This window comes from Arcicella gelida, from assembly GCF_034931025.1.
Taxonomy (GTDB): Bacteria; Bacteroidota; Bacteroidia; order Cytophagales; family Spirosomataceae; genus Arcicella; species Arcicella gelida.
This window is the reverse complement of the sequence record NZ_JAYGIL010000007.1, coordinates 133,355-158,854: the sequence shown is the minus strand read 5'-3', so window position 1 is coordinate 158,854 and position 25,500 is coordinate 133,355. Positions and strand designations below refer to the sequence as shown.

13 protein-coding genes and 2 CRISPR repeat arrays (1 of these 15 running past the window's edge) are annotated in these 25,500 nt (G+C 33.9%); of the genes, 11 read left to right on the top strand and 2 right to left on the bottom strand.

Translation table 11 applies throughout. The features are described 5' to 3' along the window. Positions 1-3,696: direct repeats of the CRISPR family, unit length 37 nt; unit sequence CCAGTAAACCAACATCCAGTAGAATAAGGATTAAGAC (it extends 2,019 nt beyond the left edge of the window). An 8-nt stretch (positions 3,697-3,704) separates the two neighbouring features. From cas1 to VB776_RS07715, 6 genes are all read left to right on the top strand, one after another. After that, the gene (cas1, locus tag VB776_RS07740; RefSeq protein WP_323327707.1) at positions 3,705-4,223 is read left to right on the top strand and encodes a CRISPR-associated endonuclease Cas1; all 519 of its coding nucleotides are present in this window, start codon (positions 3,705-3,707) and stop codon (positions 4,221-4,223) included. A 39-nt stretch (positions 4,224-4,262) separates the two neighbouring features. Further along, positions 4,263-4,553 carry a CRISPR-associated endonuclease Cas2 gene (gene cas2 / locus VB776_RS07735; RefSeq protein WP_323327705.1) on the top strand — a complete coding sequence of 97 codons (291 nt, stop codon included), beginning with the start codon at positions 4,263-4,265 and terminating at the stop codon, positions 4,551-4,553. Positions 4,554-4,659: 106 nt separating this feature from the next. Beyond that, a complete protein-coding gene (gene cas4 / locus VB776_RS07730; protein ID WP_323327703.1) occupies positions 4,660-5,232 on the top strand; it encodes a CRISPR-associated protein Cas4 in 573 nt (190 codons plus the stop codon). Positions 5,233-5,428: 196 nt separating this feature from the next. Further along, positions 5,429-13,067: direct repeats of the CRISPR family, unit length 37 nt; unit sequence CTCAGAGAGAAACTTCCATTAGAATAAGGATTGAAAC. Between the two features lie 501 nt (positions 13,068-13,568). Next, complete coding sequence (locus tag VB776_RS07725; RefSeq protein ID WP_323327701.1) at positions 13,569-13,976, top strand: hypothetical protein; 408 nt, start codon at positions 13,569-13,571, stop codon at positions 13,974-13,976. 58 nt (positions 13,977-14,034) lie between these two features. After that, entirely contained in the window at positions 14,035-19,200 is a 5,166-nt protein-coding gene (locus VB776_RS07720) for a helicase-related protein (protein ID WP_323327699.1), read from the top strand. A 72-nt stretch (positions 19,201-19,272) separates the two neighbouring features. Next, positions 19,273-19,590 carry a helix-turn-helix domain-containing protein gene (locus tag VB776_RS07715; protein ID WP_323327697.1) on the top strand — a complete coding sequence of 106 codons (318 nt, stop codon included), beginning with the start codon at positions 19,273-19,275 and terminating at the stop codon, positions 19,588-19,590. 38 nt (positions 19,591-19,628) lie between these two features. On the opposite strand, the gene VB776_RS07710 is transcribed toward VB776_RS07715, so the two are convergent. Together VB776_RS07710 and tnpA are read right to left on the bottom strand one after the other, a co-directional pair. Further along, a complete protein-coding gene (locus VB776_RS07710; protein ID WP_323327695.1) occupies positions 19,629-20,534 on the bottom strand; it encodes a zeta toxin family protein in 906 nt (301 codons plus the stop codon). Positions 20,535-20,672: 138 nt separating this feature from the next. Continuing rightward, positions 20,673-21,056 carry an IS200/IS605 family transposase gene (gene tnpA / locus VB776_RS07705; protein WP_323327693.1) on the bottom strand — a complete coding sequence of 128 codons (384 nt, stop codon included), beginning with the start codon at positions 21,054-21,056 and terminating at the stop codon, positions 20,673-20,675. Between the two features lie 85 nt (positions 21,057-21,141). On the opposite strand from tnpA, the gene VB776_RS07700 reads away from it, so the two are divergent. The 5 genes from VB776_RS07700 to VB776_RS07680 all read left to right on the top strand — a co-directional run bounded on the left by VB776_RS07700 (position 21,142) and on the right by VB776_RS07680 (position 25,442). Next, entirely contained in the window at positions 21,142-21,369 is a 228-nt protein-coding gene (locus tag VB776_RS07700) for a hypothetical protein (RefSeq protein WP_323327691.1), read from the top strand. A 54-nt stretch (positions 21,370-21,423) separates the two neighbouring features. Next, entirely contained in the window at positions 21,424-21,750 is a 327-nt protein-coding gene (locus tag VB776_RS07695; RefSeq protein WP_323327690.1) for a DUF4134 family protein, read from the top strand. A 3-nt stretch (positions 21,751-21,753) separates the two neighbouring features. Continuing rightward, a complete protein-coding gene (locus VB776_RS07690; RefSeq protein WP_323327688.1) occupies positions 21,754-22,074 on the top strand; it encodes a hypothetical protein in 321 nt (106 codons plus the stop codon). 100 nt (positions 22,075-22,174) lie between these two features. Continuing rightward, on the top strand, positions 22,175-24,793 hold the full coding sequence (locus VB776_RS07685) for a TraG family conjugative transposon ATPase (RefSeq protein ID WP_323327686.1): 2,619 nt from the start codon (positions 22,175-22,177) through the stop codon (positions 24,791-24,793). Continuing rightward, positions 24,786-25,442 (top strand): hypothetical protein, encoded by a 657-nt coding sequence (locus tag VB776_RS07680; protein ID WP_323327684.1) that lies wholly within the window; start codon positions 24,786-24,788, stop codon positions 25,440-25,442. Before VB776_RS07685 ends, VB776_RS07680 begins: the two co-directional genes overlap by 8 nt. Positions 25,443-25,500: the final 58 nt, after the last annotated feature.

Genomic DNA, 25,500 nt, shown 5'->3' with positions numbered 1-25,500 from the left:
TTAAGACACACAACCTTTATCAATCAATATTCTTGCTACACCAGCAGCCAGTAAACCAACATCCAGTAGAATAAGGATTAAGACCACATTGGCTTGTGCTGTTGTTAGCTTGCCTAACCCAGTAAACCAACATCCAGTAGAATAAGGATTAAGACAAGGATGATTGATAACAACGAATTCTCTTTCTCTGTGTTCCAGTAAACCAACATCCAGTAGAATAAGGATTAAGACCCCAATGTTTTAGGATTATCAAGAGAAATCGACCATTCCAGTAAACCAACATCCAGTAGAATAAGGATTAAGACTTGTTTCCCCAATATTTTCCAGATTTTCTTATTGTCCCAGTAAACCAACATCCAGTAGAATAAGGATTAAGACTTCTATGATATTAGCTTGCTCTTCGTTTAGAACAAAACCAGTAAACCAACATCCAGTAGAATAAGGATTAAGACGAATTTAAAATTGTTTCTAACGGCTAAATAATGTAACCAGTAAACCAACATCCAGTAGAATAAGGATTAAGACCTGTTTGTCTTTGAACATAATATTGTTTATTTATAAAACCAGTAAACCAACATCCAGTAGAATAAGGATTAAGACTATCTGAATTATTTTCAAATGGTCTTGGAAATGAAACCAGTAAACCAACATCCAGTAGAATAAGGATTAAGACCAAACTGTACTGTGCTGTACGTTGTGAGTGCACCTACCAGTAAACCAACATCCAGTAGAATAAGGATTAAGACCTGGTACAACTAAGACCTCAGTGAACGTTACTACACGTCCAGTAAACCAACATCCAGTAGAATAAGGATTAAGACTGTTGTGTTGTATTGTGTTGGTTGTTAGCAAGTTAGAAACCCAGTAAACCAACATCCAGTAGAATAAGGATTAAGACTGAGGAGGCTAGGTAGATATGGTGGATGGGTTGCTCACCAGTAAACCAACATCCAGTAGAATAAGGATTAAGACAGAGGTCTCTCTTCATGTTCGTCCAGTAGTTTATGGACCAGTAAACCAACATCCAGTAGAATAAGGATTAAGACTTTTTATATTTTTATATTTAAAATTTTCAAGATACCAGTAAACCAACATCCAGTAGAATAAGGATTAAGACGAAAGCAACAAAATATTTTGCAATGCCTTTACCCCTCCAGTAAACCAACATCCAGTAGAATAAGGATTAAGACCTGAGTTCATGAATAGTTTGTCTGTTTTTGGACTACCAGTAAACCAACATCCAGTAGAATAAGGATTAAGACTTCATGGTCATATCAAGTTATGTTTATGTGTTAATATTTCCAGTAAACCAACATCCAGTAGAATAAGGATTAAGACAGTTAGCTAATATCATTTCATCTACTTGTCCTAGTGATCCAGTAAACCAACATCCAGTAGAATAAGGATTAAGACTAAACAAGCATCTTCCAGAACTCCATCAGGAATAACCAGTAAACCAACATCCAGTAGAATAAGGATTAAGACTAAAATATAAAAATAATGTATATCCGAAGATATACATTCCAGTAAACCAACATCCAGTAGAATAAGGATTAAGACCTATTGTAGCTTCTTCGTAGAAAGCTAAAAACTGACCTTCCAGTAAACCAACATCCAGTAGAATAAGGATTAAGACTTTGTCAAACGTTGCTTGAGCTACTTCATATACTTTCCAGTAAACCAACATCCAGTAGAATAAGGATTAAGACGGTTTGGTCAGGTAAAGTGTTAGCCTCTTCGAGTTCCAGTAAACCAACATCCAGTAGAATAAGGATTAAGACTGTAGCATAAACACGAGCCAAATCTTCGCCATTTTCGATAACCAGTAAACCAACATCCAGTAGAATAAGGATTAAGACATTTCATTCATGATTTTAAAGTTTAATAGTTATACCAGTAAACCAACATCCAGTAGAATAAGGATTAAGACTTTATTCATAGCTTTTCAAATTGAATTTTTACTTCATATCCAGTAAACCAACATCCAGTAGAATAAGGATTAAGACAAACATTTAGCTATTAAATTATCTATATAAAGTTTCCAGTAAACCAACATCCAGTAGAATAAGGATTAAGACGTTATCAAGTTATATTTATATGTAATTATAAAATACCAGTAAACCAACATCCAGTAGAATAAGGATTAAGACTTCCAATCAACAAATTTATAATTGTTTTCAAACGACCAGTAAACCAACATCCAGTAGAATAAGGATTAAGACCTAATTACAGGTAGGTCATACATATTTATAGGTTCATCAGCCAGTAAACCAACATCCAGTAGAATAAGGATTAAGACTTTCAACTTTTTTATTGAAAAAATTTAAAAAGTATCCAGTAAACCAACATCCAGTAGAATAAGGATTAAGACTTTTTCTGTTTTACCATTACAATCTATAGCAGAAAGCCAGTAAACCAACATCCAGTAGAATAAGGATTAAGACTAACATTAAAATTAACTAACAACTCTCTTAATGTAACCAGTAAACCAACATCCAGTAGAATAAGGATTAAGACCTGCCATTATGTTCATAACAAGTCTTGATTTACCAGAACCCAGTAAACCAACATCCAGTAGAATAAGGATTAAGACTTACAAACAGGACTACTGATAATGATTTGTCATCTTCCAGTAAACCAACATCCAGTAGAATAAGGATTAAGACCCACCGCCCCAATACTGGAATATTATTTTCTATCTCCCAGTAAACCAACATCCAGTAGAATAAGGATTAAGACTTTACCATCATATTTCCCGTGACAATCTTTACATAAAAACCAGTAAACCAACATCCAGTAGAATAAGGATTAAGACAACCCACACGATTTATTATATTTCAAAACGGATATTCCAGTAAACCAACATCCAGTAGAATAAGGATTAAGACTTAATAAACTTTCAATTTCTCTTCGAGAATATAATTCCAGTAAACCAACATCCAGTAGAATAAGGATTAAGACTTTCCTCGTTAGTTCTGAATAAACCATTAGAATTACCAGTAAACCAACATCCAGTAGAATAAGGATTAAGACTCTAGTTCTTCTAAACCAATTTTGTTATTTTCTAACCCAGTAAACCAACATCCAGTAGAATAAGGATTAAGACAGATGAATTTATAGCTTTTGTTACATTTTTCACAGCCAGTAAACCAACATCCAGTAGAATAAGGATTAAGACACAAAATTCAAAAACAACAGGGTCTTTAATTTCACCAGTAAACCAACATCCAGTAGAATAAGGATTAAGACTTGATAAAGTTTCTTTTTGTACTTATTATCTTTAACTTGCCAGTAAACCAACATCCAGTAGAATAAGGATTAAGACTAACGCCTCAACAAATGTAGTGACACGTCCGTTTGCACCAGTAAACCAACATCCAGTAGAATAAGGATTAAGACTCCATAATAATTAGGAGCAACTCTATCACAACTTGTTAACCAGTAAACCAACATCCAGTAGAATAAGGATTAAGACACACCATTTTTATTAACATTAATAAAATGTATTATAACCCAGTAAACCAACATCCAGTAGAATAAGGATTAAGACTTAATATCATCTGATGATACTAAAACACCATTTACCAGTAAACCAACATCCAGTAGAATAAGGATTAAGACGTTCTGTCACAATACATACCGACATTACTTTAAGTCTACCAGTAAACCAACATCCAGTAGAATAAGGATTAAGACAGATTCAATTGAAATCATATAACAATGACCTTCATGAAACAATTAATTACGTATTGCCACAGCCTTATCAATTTAATGGTAGCAGTAGCAGACCAGCCAAAGATTCATTTAATGCTTTTTTGAATTATGCTTACGGTATTCTTTATACGAGAATAGAAAAAGCCTTAATTTTAGCAGGCTTGGACCCTTACGTTGGGTATTTACACCGTGACGATTATAACCAGAAATCTATGGTTTTTGATTTTATAGAGCCATTTAGAATATTTATAGAAGTACCAGTTTTTAGATTATTTACGGCAAAAAAAGTAAATAAAGCTCATACAGACGAAATCACCAATGGTGTTACGTTGAATAAAGAAGGCAAGGAATTGTTAATAAAGGCATTGAACGATTATTTGGAAGAAGACAGCATTCGCTACAAAAATCGCAACCAGACAAGGGCAAACATCATTCAGCAAGAGGCTAACACTTATGCTAATCTGTTAATTGAAAAAACGAAAGATACATCTGAAACAATGTATTTATAAGAAAGTGTTTGGCAATGTATATTCAACAAAGCATAGAAAATGATAGCATGGGTATTATATGATATTAAAAACGATAAAGCTCGTATCAAAGTTGCCAAAATCTGTAAGCAATCGGGCTTATACAGAGTACAATTTTCTGTATTTCTGGGTACAATAGACCGCAATATGAAAGACAGTTTGCAATTACAAATTGAGGACTTGATAGACGAAAAAACAGATTCAGTCTATATCTTCCCAATGTCAAAAAACGAATTACAAGAAACCGTTTTATTGGGACAAGCCTTCGACAAAAAATTAGTTTCAGATGAAGTAATGGCACTTTTTCTTTGAGAATCCTTATTCCATTTTCAAATAATCGCCTGCATGTATGTCAATTTTTTAGTATTCCGAAAGCGATAAACTCACAATTCATCATTCAAAACTCAGCACTAATACAATGACTCTTACACCCTCACACATCATAGAATATTTATATTGCCCAAGGTTTACGTATTTTGAAAACGTTATCGCCATTCCACAGTATGAAGATAGACATTTCAAAGTCCAAAAAGGTCGAGAAATCCATAACCAGAAATTAGAACAAAACAAAGAATACCTACGCAGACGTATAGGAGCAATAGAACGATACAACGACCAGTACTTAACCAACAAATTTCTAAGAGGACGTATCGACGAAGTATTGAAATTAGAAGACGGTACGATGACACCTTTAGACTATAAATTTGCGGCTTATGATGACAAAGTTTTTGAGACTTACAAAACCCAATTGTACTGTTATGCTTGGCTGATAGAAGAGAATTTTCATTGCAAAGTAAACAAAGGTTACTTGGTATATACACGGAGTAATAATAAATTAGTAGAAGTAGAAATAAAAGACAGCGACAAGCATTTAGTAAAAGAAGCAAGCCGAGAAATTTATCAGATTATAGAGAACAATTATTATCCCAAAGCTACAAAATCTAAAATGAGATGTGTAACTTGCACTTATAGAAATATTTGCACAAAGTAATCAATTTCCGTGTAGCAATTTATTTTCAAAGGCGAAAAACAAAGCATTAAGACTCTAAAAGTCAATTAGTTATGTTTACGGAAAAATTCAAAAAACAAACTAAAAAACGTACTTTGACCTACTGTTTAAAGAAGAAAAAGCAGATAGAAAACAACATACAAGTAATTATACTACAAGGAATTAACCAATCAGACGACTCAGAGAGAAACTTCCATTAGAATAAGGATTGAAACCCGTAATGCCTACAACATCCAGACTTACGGTTGCGTCTCAGAGAGAAACTTCCATTAGAATAAGGATTGAAACCTTCGACAAAGTATTCGTGTAAGCGGTTTGTGATTGAATCTCAGAGAGAAACTTCCATTAGAATAAGGATTGAAACTCATCAATAGAATTAACTTCTAAGGCATCTATTTGCTCTCAGAGAGAAACTTCCATTAGAATAAGGATTGAAACATTCTTTGTTTGACATCCTGCTAATTTCTTTTAGCCCTCAGAGAGAAACTTCCATTAGAATAAGGATTGAAACTCTTTGACCGTAATAACAATATAGATTACATTAATGCTCAGAGAGAAACTTCCATTAGAATAAGGATTGAAACAATGTTCGTCGGCTATTCTTTTTGCTTCTGCTTCTTCTCAGAGAGAAACTTCCATTAGAATAAGGATTGAAACAATATTTTTCTACTGAAAAGCCATTTTAATCAAGGAGCTCAGAGAGAAACTTCCATTAGAATAAGGATTGAAACTTGCTGGTATATGGAATAGTGCAAACAAAGAAGTTAAACTCAGAGAGAAACTTCCATTAGAATAAGGATTGAAACAGCAAGAATTGAAGCAGAAGGCTACAATATTTGAGAATCTCAGAGAGAAACTTCCATTAGAATAAGGATTGAAACTTATCGTAGTCAGAATGGCAATTAACGCATAAAAAACTCAGAGAGAAACTTCCATTAGAATAAGGATTGAAACTCTGTTGAATCAAAAGGTTACGACGTTTTAACTTCTCTCAGAGAGAAACTTCCATTAGAATAAGGATTGAAACCCTGACTTCCAATTTGATATACATTTGAGCTCCACGCTCAGAGAGAAACTTCCATTAGAATAAGGATTGAAACCAACACCTTTTAATGTATTAAAATCAGTTAAAACATTTCTCAGAGAGAAACTTCCATTAGAATAAGGATTGAAACGGATTGAGTTTGCATCGTAATTATCGACTGTACCAACCTCTCAGAGAGAAACTTCCATTAGAATAAGGATTGAAACGCCAAATTTCACGATAAGAAAAAAAAATATGTTGACTCAGAGAGAAACTTCCATTAGAATAAGGATTGAAACGACGCTGTCGCTTCGTATATCTTACCGTGCGTTTTGCTCAGAGAGAAACTTCCATTAGAATAAGGATTGAAACCTAAGTCTACAAACGCATAAGACGGTGCGATTTTTGCTCAGAGAGAAACTTCCATTAGAATAAGGATTGAAACTTAATGTTTGTTAGTGCCATTTTTTTCTGAGTTAAGCTCAGAGAGAAACTTCCATTAGAATAAGGATTGAAACATAAGCTTTTAAATTTGTTGATTATTGAATCATCATAATCTCAGAGAGAAACTTCCATTAGAATAAGGATTGAAACGTTGCGTCTTTGTTGAATAAATTCACACTGTCAATCTCTCAGAGAGAAACTTCCATTAGAATAAGGATTGAAACTACTTTGCTGAACCAACATCATATTTTTGTTGCAACACTCAGAGAGAAACTTCCATTAGAATAAGGATTGAAACTATATTAACAAATTAAAAAAATGCGTGGATGATGATCTCAGAGAGAAACTTCCATTAGAATAAGGATTGAAACACCTCAAGACAAATATATAAATTATTTTGCAAATTTCACTCAGAGAGAAACTTCCATTAGAATAAGGATTGAAACGTAATTACAGCTACTACAGATTTGCCTAATTACAAGATCTCAGAGAGAAACTTCCATTAGAATAAGGATTGAAACCCAAAGCCAAAGTTATCTATTGTTTTCACGCCATTCCTCAGAGAGAAACTTCCATTAGAATAAGGATTGAAACCTGGTGCAATACTAACAATGAAAGTAGTCTTTTAAAACTCAGAGAGAAACTTCCATTAGAATAAGGATTGAAACTTTTAGAAGCTGAAAAATTGGGTATTGATGATATTCTCAGAGAGAAACTTCCATTAGAATAAGGATTGAAACCATTTCAGCCGCACACCCAAACGTAGTTGTAAGTCCAACTCAGAGAGAAACTTCCATTAGAATAAGGATTGAAACAATAATAAAACAACAAAAAAATGAAAGTAACATTAAACATCTCAGAGAGAAACTTCCATTAGAATAAGGATTGAAACCCAAACATTCTAAATGCTTGGAATAATGCAAATATCTCAGAGAGAAACTTCCATTAGAATAAGGATTGAAACTAAAAAATAAAAACACTTGCTGTTGAATCCTGTGCACTCAGAGAGAAACTTCCATTAGAATAAGGATTGAAACCTTTTTCATCAAAAACATCTTTTGTTGTTCCGTGAATCTCAGAGAGAAACTTCCATTAGAATAAGGATTGAAACCTTTTAGCGTAGTTTTAAATCCATACTTTTCATGCTCTCAGAGAGAAACTTCCATTAGAATAAGGATTGAAACTAGAAAATGTTTCACCTTGCCATTCAAGAAACCTTTTCTCAGAGAGAAACTTCCATTAGAATAAGGATTGAAACATAAAAAAGTAAATATTAGAGAAAAAATTGATTAAATCTCAGAGAGAAACTTCCATTAGAATAAGGATTGAAACTGAGTATCCCTTAATTGTTCCAAAGTAGGCTCATTTCTCAGAGAGAAACTTCCATTAGAATAAGGATTGAAACAATCTTCCAAAGATCCATCTATATTATCTTCGGTTACAGCTCAGAGAGAAACTTCCATTAGAATAAGGATTGAAACCGTATTTTTGCTTCTGTTTTCATTTTATGATATTGTTCTCAGAGAGAAACTTCCATTAGAATAAGGATTGAAACATAAGGCTTTTTTGTGATTCAGTCATGATTTCTAATTCTCAGAGAGAAACTTCCATTAGAATAAGGATTGAAACAAATTTTGATGATAATACAAAACAGCCTTTTCTATCTCAGAGAGAAACTTCCATTAGAATAAGGATTGAAACAGTCTTTGGCTCGTTTTGTTGCTTCAATTTCCCAGTCTCAGAGAGAAACTTCCATTAGAATAAGGATTGAAACTCAAGAGCATCTTTGTATTTCGATGAAGCATCATTACTCAGAGAGAAACTTCCATTAGAATAAGGATTGAAACGTATCTGCCACAACGTGAAAATATTCGTGGAGCAAACTCAGAGAGAAACTTCCATTAGAATAAGGATTGAAACATTCTATCTCATTAATAAAGAAGTCAACTCCATATCCGCTCAGAGAGAAACTTCCATTAGAATAAGGATTGAAACCAAGTTTTCAGGAGAGGAAAATTACATTTACATTAACTCAGAGAGAAACTTCCATTAGAATAAGGATTGAAACTAAATCAATTGAAGTTATTACAGAATATCTTGATTTACTCAGAGAGAAACTTCCATTAGAATAAGGATTGAAACAAGGTCAATACAAACTAACAATTGACCATATTTATCTCAGAGAGAAACTTCCATTAGAATAAGGATTGAAACACAAACTACTCTCTTAATAGAGTTGCATGGATAGGTCAACTCAGAGAGAAACTTCCATTAGAATAAGGATTGAAACTAGTTCCATTAACTGCTGTTTTCAAACTTGAGTTATCTCAGAGAGAAACTTCCATTAGAATAAGGATTGAAACATGCAGAATTGGCAATTTTTAATCTTTCTTTCAATTCTCAGAGAGAAACTTCCATTAGAATAAGGATTGAAACAAACAAATAAAATAATGGCACAAATAATTTCAGCGTCTCAGAGAGAAACTTCCATTAGAATAAGGATTGAAACGTCAACTTTGGCTCATCTGCTTTTGTTGGTTTCATTCTCAGAGAGAAACTTCCATTAGAATAAGGATTGAAACTGGATACTTAAATAAAAAAAGTACAATTTATTGATTAACCTCAGAGAGAAACTTCCATTAGAATAAGGATTGAAACGAAGGCTATTAAATCCATTATAAGAAAGTAAATGAAGCTCAGAGAGAAACTTCCATTAGAATAAGGATTGAAACGTCGAAAGATAAAGCCTCCGTGTTATCTTTCGACTAAACTCAGAGAGAAACTTCCATTAGAATAAGGATTGAAACAAATTGCTTGCTCTTCGATAAAATTGTTATAATACGCTCAGAGAGAAACTTCCATTAGAATAAGGATTGAAACTCAACTAATAATTAAAAAAGGAGTAACTGCTGTTTTCCTCAGAGAGAAACTTCCATTAGAATAAGGATTGAAACTTTCCATTGGCAAGCGTCAATTCTTCAATCAATGCTCTCAGAGAGAAACTTCCATTAGAATAAGGATTGAAACTAAAACAAGTCTTTTGTAAAAAATATTTTAAAAAGACTCAGAGAGAAACTTCCATTAGAATAAGGATTGAAACCTTCCTTATCATTCACCTTCTCATAATTTATCCTTTCTCAGAGAGAAACTTCCATTAGAATAAGGATTGAAACACGTATTAATAACCACTTGGTTAAAATGAGATTCTTCTCAGAGAGAAACTTCCATTAGAATAAGGATTGAAACTCTTTCACAAAAACACAAAAAAATTAGTAATATGGCTCTCAGAGAGAAACTTCCATTAGAATAAGGATTGAAACCGGCGCAACGGCTAGTACAGTCGCAAAGACAACGGAAGCTCAGAGAGAAACTTCCATTAGAATAAGGATTGAAACCTTTTCGACGAAGGTTTTGAATTTGAGGACATATATCTCAGAGAGAAACTTCCATTAGAATAAGGATTGAAACATCTTAGTAATATCGCGGGATTGAAAAGGCGCAAGAACTCAGAGAGAAACTTCCATTAGAATAAGGATTGAAACTTCGCCTTCTGTTTCGTCGCAAGTTGCGGGCGTAGGCTCAGAGAGAAACTTCCATTAGAATAAGGATTGAAACTAGGTCTGTCGGCGGTTATACTGTCCCCTATGTACTCCTCAGAGAGAAACTTCCATTAGAATAAGGATTGAAACGTGTACACCTCCTTATCTGCGTTTTTTATCGGTTTTCTCAGAGAGAAACTTCCATTAGAATAAGGATTGAAACATATGAACATTAAACCGAACAAACAATGTGCAAAATGCTCAGAGAGAAACTTCCATTAGAATAAGGATTGAAACCTTCTTTTGAATGTCCTGTAATTAATTGTTTTGTAACTCAGAGAGAAACTTCCATTAGAATAAGGATTGAAACAATTTACTCAAACTCCTAACTTTTCTTTTGAACAAGTACTCAGAGAGAAACTTCCATTAGAATAAGGATTGAAACGACCGTGTCAGCGGTGAAATGATTTTTCAAGATGGCCTCAGAGAGAAACTTCCATTAGAATAAGGATTGAAACAATCTGCTTTCATAATTACACAACTATCGTCAATTACCTCAGAGAGAAACTTCCATTAGAATAAGGATTGAAACGTTTATACTCCTTTGTACTATTTATAACTTGTAAAATCTCAGAGAGAAACTTCCATTAGAATAAGGATTGAAACAAGCATTCCAATTTTCAACCATCAATAATTTTTCTATATCTCAGAGAGAAACTTCCATTAGAATAAGGATTGAAACTTATAATCGGTCGTTTGTTATGAACTCGGCAGAATTGACTCAGAGAGAAACTTCCATTAGAATAAGGATTGAAACGAATTTTCATTTCTTCTAAAAACAGATTGTATTGTGCCTCAGAGAGAAACTTCCATTAGAATAAGGATTGAAACTTTTTCGGTAAGTTTGGCAGTCTAAAACATAGATAATTCTCAGAGAGAAACTTCCATTAGAATAAGGATTGAAACAAGCATGGTAAAATCACCAAGGAACAATATGATGCTGACTCAGAGAGAAACTTCCATTAGAATAAGGATTGAAACATACAGAAATTGGAAATTATATAAAGGTATCAAAGCCATCTCAGAGAGAAACTTCCATTAGAATAAGGATTGAAACGCTGGCAGGAAAAACGCATTTCATTTGGTGTCATTACTCAGAGAGAAACTTCCATTAGAATAAGGATTGAAACCTGGTGGATGGATTGAAGAGGCTGGAGAGGTTAATTCTCAGAGAGAAACTTCCATTAGAATAAGGATTGAAACATATCTACTAATTCTAAAAACTCTTTTTTAATATTATCTCAGAGAGAAACTTCCATTAGAATAAGGATTGAAACCAGAATACTATCAATACATAATTTTCTTTGTGATTTCTCAGAGAGAAACTTCCATTAGAATAAGGATTGAAACCAATGTTGAATTGTTTGTGCGTAATGCCGTCTGGTCTCAGAGAGAAACTTCCATTAGAATAAGGATTGAAACTTATCCACACCGCCGATATAACTTATATGAATACTATTCTCAGAGAGAAACTTCCATTAGAATAAGGATTGAAACATTTTAATAAATAGTAAGTCTTATAAGAAATATCAAGCTCAGAGAGAAACTTCCATTAGAATAAGGATTGAAACAAATCTCGTAATAATGCGTAAAGGATTAATAACATGGTCTCAGAGAGAAACTTCCATTAGAATAAGGATTGAAACGAACAATTTGAGTTTTCTTACAACACGTTAAATACCCTCAGAGAGAAACTTCCATTAGAATAAGGATTGAAACTGTTTACATCCCAGAAGGTGCAAGGCTCATAAATTTCTCAGAGAGAAACTTCCATTAGAATAAGGATTGAAACTAAGGTATTTCTTCTGCCATAATTATCAATAAAAAATTCTCAGAGAGAAACTTCCATTAGAATAAGGATTGAAACTTTGTTCCTGATTTTTCGTTACTATAAATCTCGTATAAACTCAGAGAGAAACTTCCATTAGAATAAGGATTGAAACACAAGTTCAACCACTTACTTGGCTATTGGTTTTACGGCTCAGAGAGAAACTTCCATTAGAATAAGGATTGAAACTTGTTTTCATTGTCTTTTTGGCTTTTTAAATAATTCCTCAGAGAGAAGCTTCCATTAGAATAAGGATTGAAACGTGCTAATTAAGGTAGTGTTGTTGTAAAACTTTAGCCTCAGAGAGAAACTTCCATTAGAATAAGGATTGAAACAGAATATCTACATTTGTTGCTACGTTAGCGTCTATTCTCAGAGAGAAACTTCCATTAGAATAAGGATTGAAACGAAGCAACTGAAACCACATTGGTTGGCTTTTGATTGCTCAGAGAGAAACTTCCATTAGAATAAGGATTGAAACACAAAAGATGCGGGATTAGGTAGTCTTAATTCTTCACTCAGAGAGAAACTTCCATTAGAATAAGGATTGAAACCATCACCTGACATTATGAAGGATGAGCAGTTTAAGCCTCAGAGAGAAACTTCCATTAGAATAAGGATTGAAACAACAGTGAATGCAAAAACCGCTTCTCATAGAGATTAAACTCAGAGAGAAACTTCCAATAGAATAAGGATTGAAACAGACGGCTGAAATGAGTGGGAGTATCTTGAGTGTAGCTCAGAGAGAAACTTCCAATAGAATAAGGATTAAAATAAAAGGACTTAAAAAGGTTATTTGCCCTATTGGTCTTCTCAGAGAGAAACTTCCAGTAGAATAAGGATTGAAACATCGAAACCAAAAGCCATACCCCACAGCCTAAAGTCCTTCCAGAGTAACTTCCAGTAGAATAAGGATTGAAACTTCCGGTTGTATTTAGCAACTCTTTTCTTGTAAATCTTCTTCCAGAGAAACTTAAATTAGAAGAAGGTGCAAGATGTTGTTTATATTATACTTCTGTCACGGAAGTCAGAAAATTTCTATCATGTAAGCTAGGTTTTTAAACTTCTAAAACGACTTTTATGGGCTCATCCCCCTTCTAAATAGGCAACAATATGTAGGTGTTATTTCCACTAATATAGCCCAAGCAAGTGTTCCCATCATGAAATCGTGTGTAGCTCAAACCTATATTTCATGATGGGAACTCTTGCAATTACTTCCAAAGACTATCTTCGTAAGCCTTGTGTATCAGCCCAGAGAAGGCTGTCTTTGGACAACAGTTATGCCGATTTTCAGGTTCTTCTTTTAATTCATCTCTTCTTTTTTGATGTATTCTTCCAAATTATTCTTTTTAAATTTTGAATAATACTTTAAGTTATTATCTTTACTTTAAAATTAGTTATATACACACTAAACTATATTTATATGCAAGCGCAATTATCTTTCAAAAACTCTGTCATTACTGAAAAACAGAAAACAGTCGTTGCTTTTTTAGAAGCAAATAATCCTGACATCTTGGATTATTATCCAAAAAACGATTTGGAAACACTTATCAATCAGAGAATTCAACACTATTACAGTGAATTGGAAAGGCTTATACTACTAGGCTTTCAATCAGCTGAAGCTGAGGAAATGGTCACTAAAAATCTCTTTGATTTTCAGACGAGCTACTCGAGACTGTATGATATGCTGGTGGAGCAATACACCTTTAGTATTGATGTTTTTGATGCTGAGACTAGCGCAAAAATGCGCTATTTCTCTAAAGAATACCGCTCTTTGATTGATGAAGAAAAATCTATCTCAACACTGATTGAATCCTTTTTCCTAGATTAAATCAACTTCATTAAATACACATAGAACTACATAATTCTAAACCTCCTATCTAACTAAAATGTCCTATCAAAAAAAGCAAGTCCTCAAAGATAATTTGGAGGGACTCAAAACTGCGTACCAAATTCTCGAAGAAAATAGAGCTGCCAGCCATGAAGAGAAAGGCATTCTCTTGAAATTTAAAGGTTGGGGTGGTCTAAAAGAATTACTCTTGCCTTTGGATAATATCTCTTCTTGGAGTTTAGAGTCTCTAAAAATTAAGCCTCAAATTGAAGAGTTACATACTTTCTTATCCTCAAAGCCAAACTACGAGCAAAATATCGAGAGTATCAAAAACAGTATTCTTACCAGTTTTTATACTTCCCCTGAACTCATTCAATCCATTGGAAATGCCCTACAAAAAAATGCTGTGAAAGCTGATAATTATCTTGATCCAAGTGCGGGTTCTGGCCTATTTTTTAGTGAGTTTCAAAAACTGGGAATTGCCATGAAAGATAGCTTACTCTTGGAAAAAGACGATTTAACCGCTAAAATCTTAAAGGCTCTCCATCCTACCAGTGTAAATGCTCCTTTTGAAACTGTTGGAAAACATAAAATGGGTACTTATGATTTAATTTCTTCCAATATTCCCTTCGGTGATTTCAAGGTTTTTGACCCAATTTATAATCTCAATAAAAATAAAGTAAAACGACAGGCGAGCAATCATATTCATAATTTCTTCCTTATCAAATCACTTGATTTATTAAAAGAAGGCGGGGTCTTAGCGCATATTATGCCTTATGGTGTTTTGGATAGTCCTGCCCATTTGCCCATCAGACAATTTGTTATGGCTAATGCAAATCTCATTTCAGCGATTCGATTACCTCAAAATACATTTTTAGATGCCGGGACTCAGGCTGGTGCTGATTTGTTGATTTTACAAAAGACTGGGCCAAAAACTTCGCTTAATCCAATGGAGCAATCTTTAGTGCGAACATCTTTAATCACTAATGAGCAGTCATCTCACAAATTTCAACTTAATGAATATTTCCATCTGAATCGTAATGCTATCATTTCTGATGAGTTGACCTTCGGGAAAGACCAATACGGAAGACCAAATTTAGCGTATTTAAAAGCGGGTGGACTCCCTGAAATTTGTAAAGCAGTGGATGAAATTTTGGCATCTGATTTCAAGAAAAACTTTACCATTAATCTTGCTGTGAAATCATCAGAACCTTCTCTTTTTCAAGCTACTTCCGTCAGTAAGAAAGCTAATCTTTTCCAGTTAGACCTCTTTGCTCCTGCTGCTCCTGTTAATCCTATTGAAACCACTTTGTCAATTACGCCAGCATTGCCCAAGAACATTCCTTATAAAACGCCACTGACCGAAAGAGATATTGATGGTCAATTTGTGGTTGAAAATGATAAAATCTTTAAACTTAAAATTGATGTTGGTGCCAACTACCTTGTTCCTACTGATTATACTTTGGAACTGCAAAATATGTATTTGGCTGTGATGCAAATCCGCAAGACTTATGATGATTTGTATCGCTACGAATTAGCCGAAAAAATTGAGCACTCCTTTTTAAGAAAATCACTTAATGATCTATACGATAACTTTAAGAGTGTTTATGGCTCTCTTAATAGCAATAGAATTTATTTAGACGAAGACCCTAAGAATAAGCAAGTTTTCGGATTAGAGCGGGTTGAAAATAAAGAGTTTGTTAAGTCCGATATTTTCCATAAACCTGTTGGCTTTAATCAGGTACATGAATATTCTGTTAAAGATGCTTTTTATGTTTCTCTCAATCAATATGGCTTTGCTGATACTGCTTACATAGCTAAACTTAGTCAACATAATGAAGCAACCATTGAACAGCAATTACTAGCGGAAAAACTTATTGCTTTTAATCCAAAAACAGCAAGATTTGAGGGTTTTGCTTCTGTCATTTCAGGGAATGTGGTTGAGAAAATCAATTGGTTAGAAAACAATCTCCCTAACATTGAAGACCAACAAAAAAAAGAAAGATTACAGCATACTTTAGATTGTTTAAAGGAGGTTCTCCCCGCTCCTATTAGTTATAATGATTTAGATTTTAATCTGGGGGAAAGATGGATTTCCCCTAAAATCTATGAACGCTTTGCTCGTCAGCTCTTTAACAGTTCAAGTATTACGGTAGATTATTTAGAAAATACTGATAACTACATGATTAGATACCAAAAGTATGAACGCAATGAGAATATCAATACTTTGTATGCCGTTACTGCCGACAATAATAAAGTAAATGGAATTGATTTGCTAGAACATGCTCTGTACAATACTACGCCAAAAATGGAAAAGTTAATTGGCTATGATGCTGACAGAGGTAAAAATATTTATGTAACTGACAAGGATAAAACCATTCTGGTCAATAACAAGATTGAGGATATTAGAAACAAATTCGTCACCTTTTTGAATGAACAAGACATTGATTTTAAGAACGATTTAGCCAAAACTTATAATCAGAAGTTTAACTGCTATGTTAAACCTCAATATGATGGTGGACATTTAACTTTCCCCCAATTAAACCTACAGAATTTAGGCATTCCTGATTTGTATAAATCCCAGAAAGATGCCGCTTGGGCTTTGATTCAGCAAGATGGTGGAATTGTTGACCATCAAGTGGGTTTGGGTAAATCATTGACAATGATTGTAACAAGCCATGAAATGAAACGCTTAGGCGTGGCCAATAAACCCTTGATTCTTTGCTTGAAAGCTAACATTGCTCAGATTGCCGAAACCTATAAAAAGGCTTATCCTGATGCCAGCTTACTTTATAGCGGTGATGTTGATTTTAGTAAAAAGAATCGGGAGAATATCTTCAATCAAATCAAGAATAATAATTGGGATTGTGTTATTCTTACTCATGAGCAGTTTAGCAAAATACCTCATTCCCATGAAGCCTTTTCGGCTGTTCTTGGAGATGAACTAAATAACCTGAACAAGGATTTGAAGGTGATGAATACGATGTCTCAAACGTATGAGACCAAACAACAATACAAAGGCTTACTGAAACGACAGGCTAATTTAGAAAGTAAGCTTAAAACAAAAATGGAAGCGATTAAGGAACATCGTGATGATGTACTCAACTTCGATTCTATGGGGATTGACCATATTTTTGTCGATGAATCGCATATTTACAAAAATCTTACTTATAGCACTCGGCATAATAATGTCGCTGGTCTAGGAAGTATGGAAGGAAGTGATAGAGCTTTAAATATGTTAGTTGCGCTAAGAACTCTACAAGAAAAAAAAGGGAAAGATTTAGGGGTTACTTTTCTATCTGGCACACCCATTTCGAATTCTTTGAATGAACTGTATTTGCTTTTCAAATACCTTCGACCCAAAGAATTAAAGAAACAACAGATTTTCAATTTCGATTCTTGGATTGCTACTTACGGTGTTAAGTCAACCGAGTACGAAATCTCCATTACTAATAATATCATTCAGAAAGAACGTTTTCGAGAATACATCAAAGTACCTGAATTAGCTATTTTCTATAGTCAAATTACAGATTATAAAACAAGTGATATGGTCGGCATCTTCCCGGCTAAAGCTAAAACAGAATTAGTGGTTTTACCTCAAACCAAAGAGCAACAAGACTTTTCTTTGCGTTTACAAGATTTTGCCAATTCTGGAGATGGTACCTTAATCTATCGTAATCCCCTAAGTGAAAGTGAAGAAAAGGCAAAGATGTTAATTGCCACAAACGAGAGCAAGAAAATGGCATTGGACATGCGCTTGATTCATCCCAGCTTTAACGACGATGTCAATAATAAAATCAATCAATGCTGTCATAAAGTATTAGATTACTATCGGGAAGGTAATCACTTCAAAGCGACTCAAATGATTTTCTGTGATTTAAGTACTCCTTCTTCTAAAAGTACAGGCTTCAATGTTTATTTTGCTATCAAGGATAAGTTGATAGAAAAAGGGTTAAAACCAGAGGAAGTCGCTTTTATCCAATCTTTCAAAACGGATAAGCAGCGAGAAAAACTCTTTGAAAAGATGAATAATGGTGAAGTGAGAGTTTTGATTGGCTCAACAAGTACGTTAGGTACAGGCGTAAATGCTCAGCGTCGTATGATTGCCATGCACCATTTAGATATTCCATGGAAACCTTCTGAGTTTGAACAGCGCATTGGTAGAGGTGCCAGACAAGGGAATGAATATGCCATGAAGTTTAATAACAATGAAGTACATAATTTTGTCTATGCCGTTGAGCAGACGCTGGATTCTTATAAGTTCAATCTCCTACTTAACAAGAGCATTTTTATCAATCAGATTAAATCGAATCAGCTGGGTGTACGAAAAATTGATGAAGGCGGTATGGACGAAGCCAATGGTATGAATTATGCCGAGTACTGTGCCATTCTTTCTGGAAATACCTTGCTCCTTGATAAAGCTAAATTAGAACGTGAGCTTGGAAAGGTTGAATCGGAAAAGTTTATGTTTTTGAAAGATCAACGATTGGCTGAAGAAAAGATAGAGGGTTTGGAAACTTCCTTACGGCTAAATGAAATAAAAAAAGAAGCATTGCTGAAAGATCAAAAGTTCCTTTTAGACCAGCAGGTAGATTTTAACTCAGAAAAGGTTAATCTTGATAAATACCTGATTAATTCCAAGAGCTTAGAAAGTTTTATTACTCGTCATTCAGATTCACTTTTTGATAAAAAGGAACTTGACATAAGGACTGAAAAAGGATTAGGCTCCTATCTTGTTAAATTAAGAGATAGCATCTCTCAAGAAGGAATTACTGAAGTAGGCACTTATGCAGGCTTTAAAATGTATTTTGAGGCGACTAAGATAAGGGACTTTGATAACAGAGTAAGTTTAGAGAATATCTTAATCTTGCAGGGACAGAGTAATGAAAAGTATGCTTTCAATAGTGGTTATCTTGCCCGTACGCCAGACATTGCTGTACAATATCCTCAAAGAGCACTCCTCAAAATTCCTGTATTATTAGAAAGCGTTCAACAGAACATTGAAAATATCAACAAGAACATCAATGATTTAAGAAAGTTTATCCAAGAGGACTTTAAAGGAGAATATGAGCTGATCAAAGTCAAAAAAGAACTTGATTCTCTAATAGAAAAAATTGATCAAACCATTGAAAAGAAGGAAAAGTCCATCAATATTACTCCATCCAGCAATGCTGATGAGCAGGTTGTTGAGATGGAAAAGAAAGGGATGAGGGTTAAAATTTGAAATAATCAGATTAATTCATAATGTTTGATATTATAAACATTAGTTTGATATTTGTTCATAATATCAAACATTATGAATGCTAAAACAACTATATTATTACCGACTGCGGCTAAAATATTAGCTCAATTGGGAGAAGATATTAAACTGGCTCGTCTAAGAAGGAATTTGAGTACGGAACAAGTTGCTGAACGTGCTAATATTAGTCGTACCACATTATGGCTAATTGAAAAAGGTACACCAAGTGTTACGATGGGGGCATACTTGCAAGTACTATTTGTATTGGGTTTAGAAAAAAACTTTCTAAACCTAGCCAATGATGATACTTTAGGTAGAAAATTACAAGATGCTGATTTATTGGTCAAAAAACGGGCAAGTAAAAAAGCCAAATGAGTGTGTTTATCTGCTTACAAAACAATCCTTTCAAATAATCACAAGACCGTCATCTTCTTACTTTTAGTTTTTCCTTCCTTACCTTCTAAAATAAACTTGAAGTTGAAATCGAAACGTACCTTTTCTAAAAAGTTAGCTTCTCTGTTTGCTTTCATGGCTTTTACCTTTTGAGCTTTCTCTTTTAAATAAGTTAATTCTGTCGAAGTAAAATCTCTATTCTGTTCATTCAAATAAGCTTCTAAAGCCTTCTCCTTCTTTTCTTCCAAGATGGTTGGCTTGGATTTTAATATCCCATTTTCTTCAAAAGTATGAAGTTGGTAAATACTTATTTTATCCAGTAATTGCTGTTCATATAACGTTTGGAGTGTCTGAGGAATCTTATTACATAGCTGATCGTGATACTGTTTAGAAACAAGTCGCCCGCTTTTTTCTGTTAGTAACCGATGTTCATATGCTTCTTCTGCATTCAAATAACTAAACATTTTATTGATGGATAGTACTTTCAAGGCTATCCCATAAGGCTGCTCTTTGTATTTACTTAACCGTTGAACTGCTTTTTCTGCATTACCTAAACTTGCTTCCAATACAACATTGTAATGGTTTTGAATGGCATAGTCCTCAATATGTAGCAAAAGTTCTTTGGTAAAATCTGCTGTTAGGGGCAACAACATATCGGGATATTCCTGCTTAATCTCAGTAACATTAGGATGATAGTTGTGTAAAATATCAGCTGACAATAGCATGGTATTTCCAGCAAGCTCTTCTCTAGCCATAAGAATTAACTCTTCCTTCTTACTCCCTGATTGCCCACCCACAATAATCAAACTTGGTTTCTCAGAAGGAGTTGTATGAAGGATACTATCATGAATAGCATTTAACTTAATCTTTTCAATTTGTTCAGCACTCACAAAGAATCGCTCTTTGAGACCTGACAATAAATCCATCTGCATAAAAGTAATATGAATTGAATTGTGGTTATATTGGTAAAATTACACAATTTGTTTAATTTATTCAATACACTACCACCAAACTAACAAAAAGATTATATTATATATATTTAAATTTAATCTTAAAACGCTAAGCTAATCTTTTAATCCTTTCTGATTGAATACAAAAGCTTCCATTATTTCATCATTCCTTACTCCTATCGTTTGAATAAAATGTTGCCTTGTCCAAAGGCTTGGGGTTTTTGATTTAAGCTGAGGATAATTCTTTTTTAATTCTCCCGCCAAGTATGCCTTTAAATTGGTAATGATTACATGAGGAGACTCCATCGCTATCTCTGTACTTATTTCAAGTATTACTGTATGTTTATCTCTAATGTCCAATGACAATAATGCTATGGAGTTTTCATAACAATAACGATATGTAAGATTCAAAAAATCTGCATGAAGCTCTTCAGTCAAAAGTGTTTTTTTATACTTAGTGCAAAAGATAATACAATACTGTAAAATATTTTCTTTCATTTTTATTAGTTTAGTATATACTTATCTATTTTTTTATTATATTTGATATATGATATATAAATAGTCAATCCAAAATTATACAATTATGAATCATTCTTCAATTTTATTATTTAACTGGAACGTATATGGAATAGGGGTAGGAACTTTAACCCTCTGTACTTGGGCTGTTTTCTTCTTCTATGATTACTTTATCAGTGGTCAGCATAGCAAAGAATCTATGTTTGACAATCCTTCTTCTTTAGGTAAATCATTAGATACTCGTACTCAAATACAAGCCGAAAAGGTGGAGTTTGATTCCATGATTAATCAGTGATTGTTTTCTTTCTGAATTTATGAGCAAATTTTTCAAACCTAAATCTATTCTATCATGCAAACAAACAAGCAAAACGTTAAGCATTTACTGCTGACAACTCTCTTCTATCTGTATGGATGCTATATACAAGCACAATCTAATTGGGGGACTAAAGTGGCTTCCGCCTCTGAATCTGGGGCTACAGAAATCAGAAGTATTATTGATGGTGTAACCACACTACTCATGGCAATCTCGGGTGTGGTTTTCCTCATAGGCATTACTTCCGCTGGTTTTAAGTATAAACAAGGCGATCAGCAAGCTTTTAAAAACCTTCAGGGTGTTTTGATGGGTTCATTGGTCATCCTCATTGGTGTTGGGCTTTCGAAAATCTTATTTTTCTAGCAAATGATTACCCAATATTACACCCACAAAGGCGTGAATCAACCGCCTTATTTTAAAGGCTTTCCCATGTCTTTAATCATTGTTTGGGCTGTTATCTTACTAGTAACCATGTTAGTATGTTTAATCATTGCTATTAAAATTGGACATTTATTGATTGGTTCTTTATTTTCAATCATTACGGTTGCTTGTGTTGGCTTTTTCTCTTTCGTCTTCCTTAGAAAAATTGGTCCTTTCGGTTATGAAAAGATGTTGGTAAAGTATTTTTTTCGGGTTCATAAAATAGCAGGTGGAAGACCTACTATGACCAAGATAAGATTGTTTTAAACACAGTCCTTGTATTTACTCTTGTGCTTATTCTTGTACTTACTTGAAAAAGGTATTGGTTTCTAAGTTTGTTTCACCGCTAAACCTAATTATCTATTCTATGATTATTAATAACAAAGAAAGCTTTCCCATCATTGGTGCGACTGATTTTGGGGCTTTACTCAGTCGAAATGGTGATATAACCTTATGTTATGAAGGTGTTTTTGCTAACCTAAATACTTTATCGGCTGATAGCTATCAGCAAGTTAACCTCAATTTTAAAAATGCGTTTTCGAGCCTTCCTGCTCATACGCTTTTACATGCGCAGACCTTTTTTTGTTTTAACGATTATACTGAGGGTGATATTAACTTACAGGCTTCTTCAGAAACTTATCTTGGAGGAGCTAACGAACGTTTACTTTTTGAAAAAAGGTTTAAACAAACCAAAAGTTATCTATTCTTTACTTTGGTTAATACTCCTCCTACTAAGAAAACACTCTCTACCAATGGTATTTTTAGTTCGCTTATCAAAGTAGATAAGAAGAACATACAAAAAGAGTCTATTGAGAAATTTACCAGCAGTATTGAGATTTTTCTTAGAACATTAGCACAAGGCATGGATTTTTCTTTTCATTTGGTGGATGAGAAAGATTTATTAGGCACTAAAAGCCATCTTAATCTCTGTGAAAAATACATGATGCTCACCCAAGATACTCAAGATGCAATCAAGGATGTTATTTACTTGCCTGATAAAAACTGCTTGAAAGTGGGTGATAAATACTGTGGAATCTATCAAATTGATTCCATCTTATCCATCAACGATACCATTTCAAGTTTTACGGGGGATAAAAACCTTTCCACTGAAATTAGTTTTTTCCCTGCTGCCTTGTGTAAATCTTTTACGCATAAAATAGACGGAGAGTGTATTTACAATGTGGTGATTTATAAAGAAAGTCTTGAAAATGTTAAGTCATCTCTGCAAAGCCTTATCAAGCAAAAAAGTGGGATTCTTTCTTTTTCAGAGGAAAATGAACACTCTTTACAGGATACCAAACTCTTTCTTCAAAATTTGATTGATGGATCTGGACGCTTATCTCCTATTCGCTTTTATGCCAATCTAGTTTTCTGGCATGCTGATAGTTATGAAGATTTAAAAGTACTCAAGTCTCAAATCAATGATGGATTCAAAAAAGTTGATTTAATTCCTTTTGAATGTAATGAAGAATTACCCATTGTCTTTATGAATACCATGCCGGGCAATGCTGGTAACATCGGTGCTGACCAAATGATTTTGACCTATGATGCGGTGGGTTCATCTTTTTTAAACTTTGAAGAAACATTTGCCTTCGATGGTAAGTCAGCCTTGGGATTACCACTTGTCAATCGCAATGGGGCAAGAGTAATTGTTGATGTATTTGCGGAAAGTGGCAATTCGAGACAGCGAAAAGCCATTACAGGGTATAATTTCTTTTGCTTAGGACCAACGGGTTCAGGAAAATCCGTAAGCATGAATTATTTAGTCCGCTGGGCTGTAGAAAGTGGAGCATTTGTAATGCTTGTTGATGTAGGACATAGTTATGAAAACCTTTGTAAAAACTATCTCAAAGGTTCTTATTTTTCTTTTGGTGACGAAGTCCCCATTCAAATTAACCCTTTTGTGATTGATACTGAAATGCCTTCCGAACGGCGTTTGGATATGATGCTAAAATTGCTTCTCAAAGCTTGGAAAGGAGATGACTTGCCTAGTAAACTAGATGAAAACATTGTGTTACAATCCATTAGCTATTATTACAATTATGTAGCAACAAAGAAAAGAGAGGAAAACGAAATGATTCCGCTTTGTTTCAATAGCTATTATGAATACATGGCGAGTGTTTTTAGACATAAGGATTTACCGCATTTGAACACTTCTAAGCTTTTTGACATCAATCATTTTTTAGATGTATTAAAGATTTTTCATGTGGGTGGTATTTATGCAGAAGTATTAAATGCTTCTTATCAAATTGACCTTAAAAATGAGCGTTTTATTGTCTTTGAATTAGATAATATCAAAGGGAATAAAGTACTTTTCCCGCTCGTCGTCATTTACATGATGGGTACTTATGAGGAGATTCTCAAAGAAAAGCTCAACCAAAGAAAATATCTCATTATCGAAGAAGCTTGGAAGGCTATCATGTCGGATATGTTTGCCGAATACATCAAAGAGGTTTATAAAACTGCCAGAAAGTTTAAAGGAACCATTGGTTTAGTAACCCAGGAATTAGATGACATCATCTCCTCTCCTATTATCAAAGAAACCGTCGTTACTCAGTCAGACATTAAGTTTATTCTCTCAATGGCTAAGTATATAAAGAAGATTGATAAAATCGCTCAGGTACTTTCTTTGGAAGATAAACACGTTGCCATGTTGTTAAGTCTTAATCGTGATTTAAAAACAGATGACAGGTTCAGAGAATTATTGATTCTTTGGACAAATGAGGTGTATGGTGTCTATGGCATTTTATTATCTCATAAAGAATACTGGGCATATACTACCGAGGCTCCTGAGAAGAATTTAGTAAAATTTCTTTATCTGAGGGAGTTCAACAGAAATTTTGAATTAACGATTAATTACCTCGCTGAATTGATGATAATGCTCAATGGTTCGCCTCAAGCAGTTATCAAATTCTGTGATGAAAAATTCAATTATAATTCTAAAATCAGTCATAATCCTCGCATGATTTCCTATGAATATGAGTAAAGAAAAAAGCTTTGAAATCAAGTATCTCAGAGATATTGATAGCATTAACCATACGGGAAAGTACCTTGTTTTTGGCGTATTGAGTTTTGCTCTCATCCTGATTATTACTTCAATGGTTTTGTATAAAGATGCGGTTACTTCTCAAAAGCCTAAACCCTACATCATGGATAAAAATGGAGAGATTCGTAAAGTATATGATGTTTATAATGATGGTTTTGAATTAGTAGCAAAAAAGGCGATGGTGGCTAAAGCCCATGAGCTTTTCTTTCGACTCGAACCAGATGAACAGCAAATCCATAGTAATATTCAAAAGAGTTTTTACTATGCTGACTTTATTCCATTGTATGAATTTTACAACAGTCAAAACTATTATAATAACATCGTTCAAAGAAATGCCATTCAGTATATCAAAGTCGATAGCATTGTCTTTAGAGGCTCTATGGGGCGGTTTTATGGAAAAGTATTGCTCAGAGGACAAGGGGGCGTTACCAAAGAAAGTTTTCTGATTACGGAATTTTCGATGGAAGAAAGAGATAGAACGGATAATAATCTTTATGGCTTTTTTCTCAATAAAATGAAGGTCATTGGCAATAAGGAAATCAATAGTCGGGGGACAAAAGATGTCGTTATTAACCCAGCCAATCCTTAGATTTTTAAGGCTTTTCCCATCCCTAATTTTGTTATAGTTGGCTCTTACCCTTTAAACA